Source organism: Streptomyces humi (assembly GCF_001005085.2).
In the GTDB taxonomy this organism is placed as follows: Bacteria; Actinomycetota; Actinomycetes; order Streptomycetales; family Streptomycetaceae; genus Streptomyces; species Streptomyces humi.
The window spans coordinates 1-13,874 of record NZ_LBMU02000083.1 but is presented as its reverse complement, the minus strand read 5'-3'; the positions used below and the strand labels follow the sequence as shown (position 1 = coordinate 13,874).

Sequence of the window (13,874 nt, the reverse complement as noted above, 5' to 3'; positions counted from 1 at the left end):
TGCTGTGAGCGACACAGGGGGCGCCTGTGAGCGCCCACCCCACCACCCTCACCCATGTCCGGCCCCGGTCCCGTAGGTCCTGGGTGCCGTTCGTTTATCCGGCTCCTACTCCGCCCGCAGTACACGCGGGTGGAGATCACTCCATCCTCGGACGGACCAGCCCCGACTCGTACGCGATCACCACGAGCTGCGCCCGGTCCCGCGCGCCCAGCTTGGCCATGGCCCGGTTGACGTGCGTCTTCACGGTCAGCGGGCTGACCTCCAGGCGCTCGGCGATCTCGTCGTTGGAGTGCCCGCCGGCGACCTGGACGAGGACCTCGCGCTCCCGCCCGGTGAGGGCGTCGAGGCGGCGGGCGCGAGCCGGGTCACGGCCGTCGTCACCCGCGTCGCCCTGGGCGAGGAAGCGGGCGATCAGACCCTTGGTGGCCGTCGGGGAGAGCAGGGCCTCACCGCCGGCGGCGACCCGGATGGCGCTGAGCAGTTCCTCGGGTTCGCTGCCCTTGCCGAGGAAGCCGGAGGCGCCCGCGCGCAGCGCCTGGACCACGTAGTCGTCCACCTCGAACGTGGTCAGGATGACCACCCGGACCTGGGCGAGCGAGGGGTCTGCGCTGATCAGCCGGGTGGCGGCGAGGCCGTCGGTGCCCGGCATCCGGATGTCCATCAGGACCACGTCGGCCTGCCGCTCCCGGGTCAGCCGGACCGCCTCGGCGCCGTCGGAGGCCTCGCCGACCACCTCCATGTCGGGCTCGGAGTCGACGAGGACGCGGAACGCGCTGCGCAGCAGTGCCTGGTCGTCGGCGAGCAGGACACGGATCGTCATACGGAATCCCCCAGAGCTCCCGTACGGCTGTTCGTCCGGGCGTTTGTGTCGGCCTTGACCGGCAGGATCGCATGGACGCGGAAACCGCCGCCGTAGCGGGGACCGGTGGTGAGGGTGCCGCGCAGGGCGGTGACCCGCTCGCGCATGCCGAGCAGCCCGTGCCCGCCGCCGGCCTCGGGGACGCCGTCCTCGCCGGAGCCGTCGTCGAGGACGGTGACCTCGATGTGCGGGCCGACGCGTACGACGCTGACCTCGGCCCTGGCGTCCGGGCCCGCGTGCTTCTGCACGTTGGTCAGGGCCTCCTGGACGATCCGGTAGGCGGCCAGGTCGACGGCGGCCGGCACCGTGCTGCCCTGGTCGGCGCGGGCGACCTCGACCTGGAGTCCCGCGTTGCGGAAGGTGTCGGCGAGTTCTTCGAGGGCGTGCAGGCCGGGGGCGGGTTCGGTGGGCGCCTCGGGGTCTCCGGACTGGCGGAGCAGGCCGACGGTGGCGCGCAGTTCGTTGAGCGCGGAGCGGCTGGCCTCGCGGACGTGGGCGAGGGCCTCCTTGGCCTGGTCGGGCCGTTTGTCCATGACGTGCGCGGCCACCCCCGCCTGCACGTTGACCAGGGCGATGTGGTGCGCGACGACGTCGTGCAGGTCGCGGGCGATGCGCAGGCGTTCCTCGGCGACCCGGCGGCGGGCCTCCTCCTCGCGGGTGCGTTCGGCGCGTTCGGCGCGTTCGCGGATGGCCTGGACGACGGCGCGTCTGCTGCGCACGGCGTCGCCCGCGGTGGCGCCGATCCCGGTCCAGGCGAAGATCGCGAGGTTCTCCTGGGCGTACCACGGCAGCGGGCCCGCGGCCATCGCGGCGGTCGTGAGCACGATCATGGTGAGCAGGCCGGCCCGCAGGGTGGTGCGGCGGTCGGTGGTGGCGGCGACGGTGAACAGGGCGACCACGGCCGCCATCGCGACGGGCGCCCGGGGGTCGCCGGTGACGCACTCGACGACGGAGGCGGCTCCGGTGACGGCCAGGACCGTCTTGGGGGCGTGCCGGCGGAACACCAGGGCCGCCGCGGCGAGCGTCATCAGGACCAGGCTGAGCGGGTCGGGGGTACGCACGCCCCACCGCACGCCGTGCGCGCCGTGCGGGACGACGAAGGAGCCGGCGACCATGCACACGAGGACACCCGCGGCGATGGCGGCGTCCCATGCGAGGGGGTGGGCGTCCGCACTGCATCGGGCCCGGTCGAAGGTGCTCACGGTCTGAACGGTACGTCGGGTTCCTCCGGGCCGGAACCGCCTGCCCGGCCCGCCGCGGGGGCGACCGCTCCGGCCGGCGGGCGTCAGCCCGGGATCAGGCCGTCGTCCCTCAGCAGGGCGCGGACCTCTTCCAGGGTCGCGTCCGGGGACGGGAGGATCAGGTCCGAGGGCTCCAGGGCATCGGCCGGGAGCGGTTCGCCCAGTTCTCGGACCCGGTCCAGGAGGGCTCCCAGGGTGCGGCGGAAGGCTGCCTCGTCACCGGACTCCGTCTCCGCGAGGAGTTCGTCGTCCAGTTCGTTCAGTGCGGCGAGGTGGCTGTCGGCCAGCCTCACCTGGCCCTCCCCCATGATCCTCACGACCATGTCGGCCATGTCGCCCTCCAGGCGTCGGCTACTGCTTGTCGAAGCGCGGGGTGTCCTGCGGCTGCTGCGACTGCTGCCCCTGGCCGGTGCCGCCCTCGATCGCCTGCTGGGGCGAACCGCCGGCGAGCTCGGCCTTCATGCGCTGTAGTTCCAGCTCCACATCCGTACCACCGGAGAGCCGGTCCAGCTCGGCCGCGATGTCGTCCTTGGCCATGCCGGTCGGGTCGTCGAGCGCCCCGGAGGCGAGCAGTTCGTCGATGGCGCCGGCGCGGGCCTGGAGCTGCTGCGTCTTGTCCTCGGCGCGCTGGATGGCCAGGCCGACGTCGCCCATCTCCTCGGAGATGCCGGAGAAGGCCTCGCCGATGCGGGTCTGGGCCTGGGCGGCGGTGTAGGTGGCCTTGATGGTCTCCTTCTTCGTGCGGAAGGCGTCCACCTTGGCCTGGAGGCGCTGCGCCGCGAGGGTGAGCTTCTCCTCCTCGCCCTGGAGGGTGGCGTGCTGGGTCTCCAGGTCGGTCACCTGCTGCTGGAGGGCGGCGCGCCGGGACAGCGCCTCGCGGGCGAGGTCCTCACGGCCGAGCGCGAGCGCCTTGCGGCCCTGGTCCTCCAGCTTGGAGGACTGCTGCTGGAGCTGGTTCAGCTGGAGTTCGAGGCGCTTGCGGGAGGTGGCGACGTCGGCCACGCCACGGCGCACCTTCTGAAGCAGTTCGAGCTGCTTCTGGTACGAGTAGTCGAGGGTCTCGCGCGGGTCCTCGGCCCTGTCCAGGGCCTTGTTCGCCTTCGCGCGGAAGATCATCCCCATACGCTTCATGACACCGCTCATGGGCTTCGCGCGCCCCCTTCTGACGGACTCCAGCTCACCGATCCTGCGACAGAACCCACAGTACGGGCCCTGCGTCCATTACCGCACTGTTCGGGGACCGATGCGCTCATCCCCAAGGACGACTGCGGTCGGATCCGCTCCGGCACAGGTAGTAGGTGCCCCCCGGAGTGAACCGTCTGCAACGTCCCCTCTGCCCCCGGTCTGTCCCCGATCTGTCCCCGATCTGTCCCTCATGGAGACGACTGGCGTTGCGGGATCGTTCCCCACCGCACTAGGGCCCACACCCCGGAACCCCGTACCCTTGGGTTTTGTGTTCCGTAGCCGTGCCAAGGACGAGAAGGCCCCCGCCGACAAGGCGCTGACCGACTCCAAGCAGACCCGTGACCCGCAGGCCCCCAAGGGCCGGCCCACGCCCAAGCGCAGTGAGGCCCAGACCCAGCGCCGCAGCGTGGCCAACACGCCGACGACGCGCAAGGACGCCGCGAAGCGTCAGCGCGACGAGCGGCGCACCGCCATGGAGCGGCAGCGCCAGGCGCTGGCCACCGGCGACGAGCGGTACCTGCCGGCCCGTGACAAGGGGCCGGTCCGCAGGTTCGCCCGTGACTGGGTCGACTCGCGCTTCAACGTGGCGGAGTTCTTCCTGCCGCTGGCCGTGGTCATCCTGGTCATGAGCGTGATCAACAACACGGCGATCAAGAACATCGCGCTGTTGCTGTGGCTGATCGTGATCGTGCTGATCGTGCTCGACGCGGCCGTCAGCGGCTTCCGGCTGCGGAGCCGGCTGGCCGAGCGGTTCCCGGACCAGAACCGGAAGGGCGCCGTCGCCTACGCCCTGATGCGCTCCCTCCAGATGCGTCGGCTCCGGCTGCCCAAGCCGCAGGTCAAGCGCGGAGAGCGGCCCTGAGCGCAGAGCCTTTCTCCGGGGGCGCGGCGCGGGCCTGGCTGGACAGGCTGGGCGGGCTGCGTGACGTCGTACGACAGGAATTGGTGGCCCGGCAGCTCGACGAGCAGATAGCCGGGCGGTTCCCGGTCGGGCAGCGGCTGCGCGTCCTCGACGTCGGGATGGGCCAGGGCACGCAGGCGCTGCGGCTGGCCCGGGCCGGTCACCAGGTGACGGGCGTGGAGCAGGAACCGTCGATGATCACGGCCGCGCGCGAGGCGCTGGCCGGTGAGCCGGAGGGGATCCGCGAGCGGGTGCGGATCGTCCACGGGGACGGGCGGGACACCGGGGTCCACTTCCTGCCGGGCAGCTTCGACGTGGTGCTCTGCCACGGCGTGCTGATGTACGTCGAGGAACCGGACGCGCTGCTGGCCGGCCTGGCGCGGATGCTGGCGCCGGGCGGGCTGCTGTCGCTGCTGGTGCGCAACGCCGACGCGCTCGCCATGCGCCCCGGTCTGAGCGGTGACTGGGCGGGCGCGCTGGACGCGTTCGACTCCGTCTCGTACCGCAACCGGCTGGGTCTGGACGTACGGGCCGACCGGCTGGCCACGCTGACGGCCGCCCTCGCCGGGATCGGTGCTCCGCTGCACTCCTGGTACGGGGTGCGGGTGTTCACGGACACGGCCGCCGACGGCGCCGGACTCCCCGCCGACGTGGAGACCCTGCTGGCGGCGGAGGAGCGGGCCGGGCGGACGGATCCCTACCGGTCGGTCGCGGCGCTGCTGCACCTGTGCGGGGTGCGCGGCTGACCCCGCCCGTTCGGGCGAGCAGCGCGAGCCGGGCACCGCGCGCCGACGGGAGACTCGGGGCATGGACGTTCCCGCCGCCCGCCGCACCCTCCGTACGGCCGCCGTGCTCGGCAGCTGTTGTCTCGCCCTCGCCTCCGGGTGCTCCGGCTTCGGGGGCGGTCCGGCCGAGGAGGCACCGGCCGCCCGGGCCGGCCGGGTGACGGGCGTGCCGCTGGCGGCGACCGACCTACAGAACCAGTACCAGAAGGTGATCAAGAACGTCCTGCCCTCGGTCGTGCAGATCCAGGCCAGCAGCGATCTGGGCTCGGGCGTGGTCTACGACGGCGACGGACACATCGTCACCAACGCGCACGTCGTCGGGAACGAGAAGAAGTTCAAGGTGACGACGGCCAACAACGAGGAACCGCTCACCGCGACGCTGGTCTACTCCTACCCCGAGCAGGATCTGGCGGTCATCAGGCTCGACAAGGTCCCGGACGGGCTGCGGGCGGCCGTCTTCGGGGACACCGAGAAGGTCCAGGTCGGGCAGATCACGCTCGCCATGGGCTCGCCGCTCGGACTGTCGTCCAGCGTGACCGAGGGCATCGTCTCGGCGACCGGACGGACCGTCAGCGAGAACCCCTCGGGCGGCCCCGGCGCCACGATCCCCAACATGGTGCAGACCTCGGCCGCCATCAACCCCGGCAACAGCGGCGGTGCCCTGGTCGACCTCGACGGCCGGGTCATCGGCATCCCGACGCTCGCCGCCACCGATCCCGACCTGGGCGGCAGCACGGCGCCGGGGATCGGGTTCGCCATCCCGGGGTCGATGGTGAAGACGGTCGCCGACCAGATCATCAGGCAGGGCAAGGTCACCGACTCGGGGCGGGCCGCGCTCGGCATCACCGGGCGCACGGTCGTCGACGTGAACTACCAGCCGGCCGGCGTGGCCGTGGTGACCGTGAAACCGGGGGACGCCGCCGACAAGGCCGGGATCCGGCCCGGGGACATCATCACCAAGGTGGGCGCCGACGACATCACCACCATCACCTCACTGGCCGAATCGCTCGCGTCGGACCGGCCGGGGCAGAAGACGACGGTGACGTACAGCAGGGACGGCATCGAACGGACCGTGGGCGTGACGCTGGGCGAGCAGTGACTCCGCGCCGGCCGGGGCGGCCGACCGCGGCCGCCCCGTACGGCGTTCGCGGACGTGTCCTAGGCCTCGTCCGCGTGCAGGCTCATCGGGCCGTAGATCTCGGTGGCGTCCTCGTAGAGCCGCACCTGGTCGGCGCCGCCGGCCAGCAGTTCCTTCCACTGTTCGCCGATCCAGGACTCGGCGTCGCCCTGGGTGGTGAACTCCTCGGGCTCCACCGCGGGCTGGACCTCCGTCCCGTCGGCCTTCTCGAACCGCCACGTCCATGCCGCCATGTAGGCCTCCTTTGATCCAACTGGTGCATCGTATAAGGGCGCCGGGAAAAACTCCGCTGGTTGTGGGGCATGTGCAAGCCCGGTAGGGGCCGCTCGCGCAGTTCCCCGCGCCCCTTCGGGGCACGGTTCACGGGGCGCCCGCTCAAGCAAGAACCGCTGGGACGGGTGAGAATCGGGCCGTGGAAGTGACTTTGCTCGGTACCGGTGGGCCCGCGGGGCTGCCTCGGCCCGGTTGTTCGTGTGCGGTGTGCGCCTGTGCCGTCGGGGCGGACGCGCGGGCCGCCACCGCCGCGCTGGTGGACGGGACGCTGCTGCTCGATCTGACGCCCGGCGCGGCGTTCGCGGCGGCGCGGGCCGGCCGGTCCCTCGGGGGCGTCCGGCAGGTGCTGCTCTCGCATCCGCACGACGGGCCCGCCGTCGAGGTGCCGGCCGGGCTGCCGCAGCCGGCCCGGGTGCCGGACGGCCGTGAGCTGGCGCTGCTGACGGGGCATCGGGTGCGGGCGGTGGCGATGGACGCGGGCGGCACCGGGTACGCGGTGACCGGGCCCGACGGGCAGCGGCTGCTCTACCTCCCGCCGGGCGGGGCGCCGGCCGGGCTGGAGAACGGGAGCGCGGAGTCGTACGACCTGGTGCTCCTCGACGTGGTGGGGCGGCCGGACGCGCTGGCGCGGCTGCGGGCGGTCGGTTCGGTGGCGGCGACCACGGATGTCGTCGCCGTCCACCTCGACCACGACGTGCCGCCCGGTGCGGAGTTGCGGCGCCGGCTGGCGGCGGCCGGGGCGCGGGCCGTGTCCGACGGGACGACGCTGACGGTCGGCGTGTACGAGGACGTGCCCGACGTGCCCCGGCGGACGCTGGTGCTGGGCGGGGCGCGGTCCGGTAAGTCGGTGGAGGCCGAGCGGCGGCTGGAGTCCTTCCCGGACGTGCTGTACGTCGCCACCGGCGGTACCCGCGGCGGGGACACCGAGTGGGCGACGCGGGTGGCCGCGCACCGGGAGCGGCGGCCGGGGTCGTGGCGGACGACGGAGACCTGCGACCTGGTGCCGTTGCTGGCGCAGGACGGACCGCCGTTGCTGGTCGACTGTCTGTCGCTGTGGCTGACGGACGCGATGGACGCGGTGGGGGCGTGGGACGACACGGAGTGGGCGTCGGGCGGCGAGAAGTCCCTGCGGGAGCGGGTACGGGAGCTGACGGGGGCGGTACGGGCGACCCGGCGGACGGTGGTGGCCGTGTCGAACGAGGTGGGGTCGGGGATCGTGCCGGCCACGGCGTCGGGCCGGCGCTACCGTGACGAACTGGGCCGTCTGAACGCCGCGTTCGCGAACGAGTGCGAGCAGGTGGTGCTGGTGGTGGCGGGGCAGGCGCTGGTGCTGAGGTGAGCGGGGGCCCGCTCACCTCCCCCGCCCTTTGCGGGCGATGATCCGGTATCCGTTGGAGAACGGCGTCCGGCGCAGCAGCGGAGCCACCGCGTGGTCGGCGGCCCGCGCCACCGCCACCAGCGGGGCGGTGGCCGGCAGCCACCGTTTCGGCAGCACCCGGCCGAGGACCAGCGCGAGCGCCGCGGAGAGGTCGCACGGCAGGTGCGGTGCCCGGCGGTCGGTCCGCAGGATCTCGCACCCCTGCGCCTCCAGTTCCGCGCGCAGGTTGGCCGGCGGCAGCAGGTGCAGATGGCGGGGCTGGCCGTACGGGATCCACCACTTGCCGAGGAGTCTGGCGGGCGCGCTGCGCGGGTTCGGGATCTCGATCAGCAGATGGCCGCCGGGACGCAGCACGGTGAGGGCGGCGCGGAGTTCGGCCCGCGGGTCGGGCGCGTGTTCCAGGTGCCGGAACATGCTGACGACGTCGTAGCGGGCGCGCAGCCGGGCCAGCAGTTCGGGCGCGGTCAGGTGGCCGCAGTGGGCCTCCTCGACGCGTCCCTCGGTCTGGGCGGTCAGCACCCGCACGGTCGGGTCCAGCCCGTCGAAGGAGGTGTACGGCAGCAGTTCCCGGGCGGTGTCCGGGAAGTGGGCGTGGCCCGTGCCGACGTCCAGCCAGCTCTCCGGCTCCAGCGGCGCCGGCAGCGCGCGGACCGCGGCGCGGTGCCGGCGGCGGCCCGCGCGGGTCGCCAGGAAGCGGTCGGTGTAGTCCTCCAGGCGGCCCGCGTAGTAGTCCTGGTGGTAGAGGGCGAACCCGGCCGCGGACAGGCGGGGGTTCTGGAAGGCGTGCGCGCAGTCACGGCACTCGTCGACGGTGAACGTGCCGGGCCGGTGGTGGAGGAGGTCGGGTGCGCGCAGCCGGGTGCGCAGGCGTCTGGAACCGCACCAGGGGCAGTCCTCGCGGCGCGGTTCGTGGAACCGGTCGGGGCCCGGGGCGAGTTCGGGCGTGGGCGGCATGGGCGGCTCCCTGGGCTCCCTGAACGCAATCCACTGCAAAACGGAACGTATGGGATACCGATCTTGCCTGCAAAGCCGCCGTGCGGGTGTGCTGCCGATCTGGCGCCGGACCGTCGGTTCCGTGCCGGTACTGTTCGGCGAATGAGCTCGCTTAATCTCGACGACTTCACCGATCTGATCGAGCGCCCCGACGGCGGTGTACGCCGGGACGCCGAGGCGCGCCGGGAGCGGCTGGTCGTGCCGCCCGGGGCGCTGGGCCGCCTCGACGACCTGGGTGAGTGGCTGGCCGCGGCGCAGGGTTCCGTACCGGTACGGCCGGTGGAACGGCCGCGGGTCCTGCTCTTCGCCGGTGACCACGGCGTCGCCGAACTCGGGGTCTCCGCACGGCCGGCGGGCAGCGCGGAGGTGCTGGTCCGGGCGATCCTGGAGGGGGCAAGCCCGGTGTCGGTGCTGGCCCGGCGGCTCGGGGTGCCCGTGCGGATCATCGACATGGCACTGGACTGCGATCCGGACGTGCTGCCGGAGGAGGTCGTACGGCATCGCGTACGGCGGGGCAGCGGCCGTATCGACATCGAGGACGCGCTGACGGCGGAGGAGGCCGAGGCGGCCTTCCTGGCGGGTGTCGCGGTGGCCGACGAGGAGGCCGACTCGGGGACCGATCTGGTGGTGCTCGGGGACGTGAGCGTCGGCGGCACGACGGCGGCCGCCGTCCTCGTCGCGGCGCTGTGCGGGACCGACGCGTCCGTGGTCACCGGGCGGGGCGGGCTCGCCATCGACGACCTGGCGTGGATGCGCAAGTGCGCGGCGATCCGGGACGCGTTGCGGCGGGCGCGGCCGGTGCTCGGGGACCAGTTGCAGTTGCTGGCGGCCGTCGGCGGGGCGGACCTGGCGGCGATGACCGGGTTCCTGTTGCAGGCGGCGGTGCGGAAGCTGCCGGTGGTGCTGGACGGGGTCGTGACGGCCGCGTGTGCGCTGGTCGCGCAGCGGATCGCGTTCCGGGCGCCGGACTGGTGGCTGGCGGGGCACGGCAGCGGGGAGCCGGGGCAGGCGAAGGCGCTGGACCGGATGGCCCTGGAACCGCTGCTGGAGCAGGGCGTGACGGTGGGTGAGGGCGCGGGCGCGCTGCTGGCCCTGCCCCTGGTCCAGTCGGCCGCCGCCCTGGCCGCGGAACTCCCCGAAAACCCGGCCCCCGAGAAAAAGCCGGAGCAGTAACCCACCGCCCCGGCCCGCCCCGACCCGGCACCGCCGGATCACACCGCCGCGGCTGAGCGCCGTCGCGGCGGAGAAAAAAAGAGGGCGGCATGGCGGCGGACTCCTCGCCGCCACGGAGCAGCAGGCCACCGACACGGCACGGCCCGGAGCGGCACCACCGGATCACACCGCCGCGGCTGAGCGCCGTCGCGGCGGAGAAAAGAGTGGGCGGCGGGGCGGCGGGCTGGCGAAAAAAGAGCGGGCGGCGGGGCGGCGGGCTGCTCGCCGCCGTGGAGGAGCAGGCCACCGACACGGCACGGCCCGGAGCGGCACCGCCGGATCACACCGCCGCGGCTGAGCGCCGTCGCGGCGGAGAAAAGAGTGGGCGGCGGGGCGGCGGGCTGCTCGCCGCCGTGGAGGAGCAGGCCACCGACACGGCACGGCCCGGAGCGGCACCGCCGGATCGCGTTGTCGCGGCTGAGCGTTGTCGCGGCTGAGTGCTGTCGCGGTGGAGAAAAGTAGGTGGTGAAGCAGCGGGGGGGATCTGTGGGTGCGTGTGGCGTGGTTCGTTGTGGTGGCGGCCATATGATCCTGGTTCATGGGAGATGCCCGAATTGCCGTCGAGCTGCGTGACGGACGTGAGAAAGGGCGGCGGGCCGGGATTTCCCAGCGGGCCGCCGCCTTTGCCGTGTGGTACCTGCGCGCCGTCGCCTTCGTCAACTTCCTCAGCGCGGTGTGGGTGTCGCTGGGGCAGGACGTGCGGCGGCACAACCAGGAGAACTTCTTCACCCCGTACCTGCTGACCGCCGGCTTCGCCTCCGGTGTGTTCACCGCGTTCCTCGCGATCACCATGCGCCGGCGCAAGCGGGCCGCGTGGATCCTGAACCTGGTGCTGAGCGGGCTCTTCCTCGCGCTCTTCGCGTTCGCCATGGCGTTCCCGGAGATCCGCCGGTACGCCCAGAACTGGATCTCGCTCGTACTGACCGCCGCCTTCGTGGCGGCCCTGCTCGTCGGCCGGCGGGAGTTCTACGCGAAGGGCGACCGGTCCAACCCCCGGCTCGCCGCCACCGTCGCGGTCGGCGGCGGTGTCGCCGCCTCACTGCTCGCCGCGCTCCTCGTCACCGTCACCGACCAGGCGCCGCAGGCCGCGCGTTCGACGTTCGCTGAGCGCTGGCACTACGGCACCCTGCGCCTGGTCTCGGTCGCCGCCGACCCCTCCCGGTTCCCCCACATCGCACCGCCCAACTGGGTGAACGTCGTCATCAACGTGCTCAGCACGCTTCTCGTCCTCACCGTCTTCTACGCCGCCTTCCGTTCCCGCCGGGCCGTCGACCCGATCACCGAGGACGACGAGAAGCAGCTGCGCGTGCTGCTGGAGCGGCACGGCGAACGGGACTCCCTCGGGTACTTCGCGCTGCGCCGGGAGAAGAGCGTGGTGTGGTCGCCGACCGGCAAGGCGGCGGTCGCGTACCGGGTGGTCGGCGGGGTGAGCCTCGCCTCGGGGGATCCGATCGGGGATCCGGAGGCCTGGCCCGGGGCGATCGTGCCGTGGCTGGCCGAGGCGCGGGCGCACGGCTGGATCCCGGCGGTGATGGGCGCGGGCGAGGAGGCCGGGACCGTGTACGCCCGCTACGGTCTCGACGCCCTGGAACTCGGTGACGAGGCGATCGTGGAGGTCGCCGACTTCACGCTGGAGGGACGGGCCATGCGCACCGTGCGGCAGGCCCACAACCGGATCGGCCGGGCCGGGTACTCGGTACGCGTCAGACGGCACGAGGACATTCCGGCGGACGAGATGTCGTACCTCGTCCGCCGTGCCGACGACTGGCGGGACGGGGCCACCGAGCGCGGGTTCAGCATGGCGCTGGGGCGGCTCGGGGACCCCCGGGACGGGCAGTGCGTGATGGTGGAGTGCAGGGACGGCGGCGCCGGGGACGGCGAGGGCGAGCTGCGGGCGCTGCTGTCGTTCGTGCCGTGGGGGCCGGGCGGGCTGTCCCTCGATCTGATGCGGCGGGACCGGGACTCCGACAACGGGCTGATGGAGTTCATGGTCATCGAACTGCTCCGGCGTGCCGGGGAGATCGGGATCACGCAGGTCTCGCTCAACTTCGCGATGTTCCGGTCGGTCTTCGAACGTGGTGCGCGTCTCGGCGCGGGACCGGTGCTGCGGCTGTGGAGGTCTCTGCTGAGCTTCTTCTCCCGGTGGTGGCAGATCGAGTCCCTGTACCGGGCGAACGCCAAGTACCGGCCCATCTGGGAGCCCCGGTTCCTGCTCTTCGAGAAGAGCGCGGACCTGCCGCGCATCGGTCTCGCGTCGGCGCGCGCGGAAGGGTTCCTGGAGGCGCCGGGACTGCCCGGGTGGCTGCACCGCGGACACCTGGAATCGCCCGGGAACACGCACGGATGAGGACCATCGCATGACACCGCTCGCCCGCTGGGCCCGCGTCGAATGGGGGCTGCTGTACGCCACCGCGCGCGGGCCGCTGGCGAAGCTGCGGCTGCGGGCGGTGCCGATGACGGTCGCCGCGGTGTGCCTGACCGCGCTGTTGCAGTTCACGCAGAACCAGGCGTGGGGATACCGCCTCGTGCAGCACGCCGGGGCCGTGCGGGCCGCGGACCCGTTCTGGCTGGCGCTGCTGCGCACTCCGCTCTCCCTGTGCGTACCGGCGCTGGACCTGCCGGTGTGGGGTGCGCTGGCGCAGATCCTGGTCGTGTTCGGCATCGCCGAGGTGTGCCTGGGCTGGTGGCGGACCCTGGCCGTCGCGTACGTGGCGACTCTCGCCGGCACCCTGTACGCCCGCGTCGGCATCGCGCTGGGCCCGCACGTCCCGCTGGGCCTGCCGGTCTCGGACGCGCGGGTGGTGGACACCGGGCCGTCGGCCGCGGTCGTCGGCCTCGCGGTCTTCCTGGCCTGGCGGTACGGCGCCCACGTCACCGCCGGCGCGGTGGCCGCCGCGATGGTGGCCGAGGTGGCGCTGAAGGAGAACCTCGCCGGCCGGGAGCACCTGGCGGCCCTCGCGGGCGTGGCGGCCCTGTGGGCGGCGGTGCGGGTGGCACGGCGGCTGCGGCACCCGCGGCCTCAGCGGCGGCCGGGCAGCCGGGCCGGCTCCGGGCGGTCGGGTTTGCCGCCGATCCAGTCCTGAAGGGTCCGGCTGAGCCGGGACCAGCGCCGGTCGTGGTGGTAGGCGCGCAGGCCCGCCCGGGCCCGGGCGCGCGGCCGGTCGCCGTAGAAGCGGCGGGCCCAGGCCGAGCCGGGACGGGCGAGGCGGACCGCGCCGACGACGGCGACCAGCGGGACGATCACCCCGAAGATCGCGGTACGGGCCTTGCCCTTGCTCAGCGCGACGAGCGAGAAGGCGAAGTTGGCCACGACGTTCGCGATGACCGTGCCCCGGTCCTGGAGTTCGTCGGCCGAGATGTCGTTGACGCCGAACGGGGAGAACCCGGCGAGCAGCAGCCCGACCATCGCGGCGGTGATGACGACGACCTCGACGCTCTTGCGGCCCTCCTCGGTCCAGTAGACGTCGTCGAGGTGGAGGATCAGCGCGAACTCGTCGAGGACGAGGCCCGCGCCGATGCCGAAGACGATCGCGGCGACGGCCGCGCCGGGACCCTGCCGGCCGCCGGCGACCGCGCCGAAGCCGCCGACGACGGTGAGGACCACCCCGGGGACCACGTGGTGGATGTGCAGCCCGCCGGCCTTCACGTTGCCGAACGGGCCTTTCCCGGCCCGGATCAACCGGGTGATGACCCGCGTGACCACGAAGGTCAGGACGAAGGCGGCCAGGGCGAGCAGCAGCGGGAGCTTGCCGGGCTCGACGATGTTCCGTTCCAGCCATTGTCCCATGTGCGCACTTTATCCCCGCCGGAGGCCCCAGCCGGGGTCCGTGCCGGGGGCCGGCCGGGGTCCGTGCCGGGGGCCGCGGCCCGGGTCCGATCCGTGGGACTGGCCTGGGTCCGTGCCGTGGG

At 73.3% G+C, this 13,874-nt stretch carries 14 protein-coding genes; 7 read left to right on the top strand and 7 right to left on the bottom strand.

Annotated elements, in window-relative coordinates; genetic code table 11:
* Positions 1-136: 136 nt before the first annotated feature.
* From AAW13_RS33080 to AAW13_RS33065, 4 genes are all read right to left on the bottom strand, one after another.
* Complete coding sequence (locus tag AAW13_RS33080; protein WP_046727390.1) at positions 137-820, bottom strand: response regulator; 684 nt, start codon at positions 818-820, stop codon at positions 137-139.
* Positions 817-2,061 carry a sensor histidine kinase gene (locus AAW13_RS33075; protein ID WP_046727389.1) on the bottom strand — a complete coding sequence of 415 codons (1,245 nt, stop codon included), beginning with the start codon at positions 2,059-2,061 and terminating at the stop codon, positions 817-819. Before AAW13_RS33075 ends, AAW13_RS33080 begins: the two co-directional genes overlap by 4 nt.
* 83 nt (positions 2,062-2,144) lie before the next feature.
* Positions 2,145-2,423, bottom strand: coding sequence for a PspA-associated protein PspAA (pspAA, locus tag AAW13_RS33070; protein WP_046727435.1), 279 nt, complete (start codon positions 2,421-2,423; stop codon positions 2,145-2,147).
* 28 nt (positions 2,424-2,451) lie between these two features.
* Positions 2,452-3,243, bottom strand: coding sequence for a PspA/IM30 family protein (locus AAW13_RS33065; RefSeq protein ID WP_046727388.1), 792 nt, complete (start codon positions 3,241-3,243; stop codon positions 2,452-2,454).
* 232 nt (positions 3,244-3,475) lie between these two features.
* On the opposite strand from AAW13_RS33065, the gene AAW13_RS33060 reads away from it, so the two are divergent.
* The 3 genes from AAW13_RS33060 to AAW13_RS33050 all read left to right on the top strand — a co-directional run bounded on the left by AAW13_RS33060 (position 3,476) and on the right by AAW13_RS33050 (position 6,070).
* Positions 3,476-4,147: a DUF3043 domain-containing protein gene (locus AAW13_RS33060; protein WP_071659761.1), complete on the top strand. Its 672-nt coding sequence runs from the start codon at positions 3,476-3,478 to the stop codon at positions 4,145-4,147.
* Positions 4,148-4,230: 83 nt separating this feature from the next.
* Positions 4,231-4,932 (top strand): class I SAM-dependent methyltransferase, encoded by a 702-nt coding sequence (locus AAW13_RS33055; RefSeq protein ID WP_046727386.1) that lies wholly within the window; start codon positions 4,231-4,233, stop codon positions 4,930-4,932.
* A gap of 61 nt (positions 4,933-4,993) precedes the next feature.
* The gene (locus AAW13_RS33050; protein WP_046727385.1) at positions 4,994-6,070 is read left to right on the top strand and encodes a S1C family serine protease; all 1,077 of its coding nucleotides are present in this window, start codon (positions 4,994-4,996) and stop codon (positions 6,068-6,070) included.
* A 59-nt stretch (positions 6,071-6,129) separates the two neighbouring features.
* Here AAW13_RS33050 and AAW13_RS33045 read toward each other — a convergent pair whose 3' ends face one another.
* Positions 6,130-6,342, bottom strand: coding sequence for a hypothetical protein (locus AAW13_RS33045; protein ID WP_046727384.1), 213 nt, complete (start codon positions 6,340-6,342; stop codon positions 6,130-6,132).
* 179 nt (positions 6,343-6,521) lie between these two features.
* Between AAW13_RS33045 and AAW13_RS33040 the strand changes: the two genes are divergently transcribed.
* A complete protein-coding gene (locus AAW13_RS33040; protein ID WP_046727383.1) occupies positions 6,522-7,721 on the top strand; it encodes a bifunctional adenosylcobinamide kinase/adenosylcobinamide-phosphate guanylyltransferase in 1,200 nt (399 codons plus the stop codon).
* 12 nt (positions 7,722-7,733) lie between these two features.
* Here the strand turns inward: AAW13_RS33040 and AAW13_RS33035 are convergent, their stop codons facing one another.
* Positions 7,734-8,714 carry a class I SAM-dependent methyltransferase gene (locus tag AAW13_RS33035; RefSeq protein ID WP_046727382.1) on the bottom strand — a complete coding sequence of 327 codons (981 nt, stop codon included), beginning with the start codon at positions 8,712-8,714 and terminating at the stop codon, positions 7,734-7,736.
* 141 nt (positions 8,715-8,855) lie between these two features.
* Between AAW13_RS33035 and cobT the strand changes: the two genes are divergently transcribed.
* The 3 genes from cobT (at position 8,856) to AAW13_RS46450 (ending at position 13,048) form a co-directional block, all read left to right on the top strand.
* Complete coding sequence (gene cobT, locus AAW13_RS33030) at positions 8,856-9,926, top strand: nicotinate-nucleotide--dimethylbenzimidazole phosphoribosyltransferase (protein WP_046727381.1); 1,071 nt, start codon at positions 8,856-8,858, stop codon at positions 9,924-9,926.
* A gap of 577 nt (positions 9,927-10,503) precedes the next feature.
* Positions 10,504-12,312, top strand: coding sequence for a phosphatidylglycerol lysyltransferase domain-containing protein (locus AAW13_RS33025; protein ID WP_046727380.1), 1,809 nt, complete (start codon positions 10,504-10,506; stop codon positions 12,310-12,312).
* Positions 12,313-12,322: 10 nt separating this feature from the next.
* On the top strand, positions 12,323-13,048 hold the full coding sequence (locus AAW13_RS46450) for a hypothetical protein (protein ID WP_046727379.1): 726 nt from the start codon (positions 12,323-12,325) through the stop codon (positions 13,046-13,048).
* Here AAW13_RS46450 and AAW13_RS33015 read toward each other — a convergent pair.
* Entirely contained in the window at positions 12,985-13,752 is a 768-nt protein-coding gene (locus AAW13_RS33015; protein ID WP_046727378.1) for a hypothetical protein, read from the bottom strand. The two genes, AAW13_RS46450 and AAW13_RS33015, sit on opposite strands and share 64 nt — an antisense overlap.
* Positions 13,753-13,874 lie beyond the last annotated feature (122 nt).

Bases quoted from the DNA above. Each gene is read 5' to 3' on its own strand.
- AAW13_RS33080 (WP_046727390.1), bottom strand. From the start codon at position 820: ATGACGATCCGTGTCCTGCTCGCCGACGACCAGGCACTGCTGCGCAGC.
- AAW13_RS33025 (WP_046727380.1), top strand. From the start codon at position 10,504: ATGGGAGATGCCCGAATTGCCGTCGAGCTGCGTGACGGACGTGAGAAA.
- cobT (WP_046727381.1), top strand. From the start codon at position 8,856: ATGAGCTCGCTTAATCTCGACGACTTCACCGATCTGATCGAGCGCCCC.
- AAW13_RS33045 (WP_046727384.1), bottom strand. From the start codon at position 6,342: ATGGCGGCATGGACGTGGCGGTTCGAGAAGGCCGACGGGACGGAGGTC.
- AAW13_RS33035 (WP_046727382.1), bottom strand. From the start codon at position 8,714: ATGCCGCCCACGCCCGAACTCGCCCCGGGCCCCGACCGGTTCCACGAA.
- AAW13_RS33050 (WP_046727385.1), top strand. From the start codon at position 4,994: ATGGACGTTCCCGCCGCCCGCCGCACCCTCCGTACGGCCGCCGTGCTC.
- AAW13_RS33060 (WP_071659761.1), top strand. From the start codon at position 3,476: ATGGAGACGACTGGCGTTGCGGGATCGTTCCCCACCGCACTAGGGCCC.
- AAW13_RS33065 (WP_046727388.1), bottom strand. From the start codon at position 3,243: ATGAGCGGTGTCATGAAGCGTATGGGGATGATCTTCCGCGCGAAGGCG.
- AAW13_RS46450 (WP_046727379.1), top strand. From the start codon at position 12,323: ATGACACCGCTCGCCCGCTGGGCCCGCGTCGAATGGGGGCTGCTGTAC.
- AAW13_RS33015 (WP_046727378.1), bottom strand. From the start codon at position 13,752: ATGGGACAATGGCTGGAACGGAACATCGTCGAGCCCGGCAAGCTCCCG.
- pspAA (WP_046727435.1), bottom strand. From the start codon at position 2,423: ATGGTCGTGAGGATCATGGGGGAGGGCCAGGTGAGGCTGGCCGACAGC.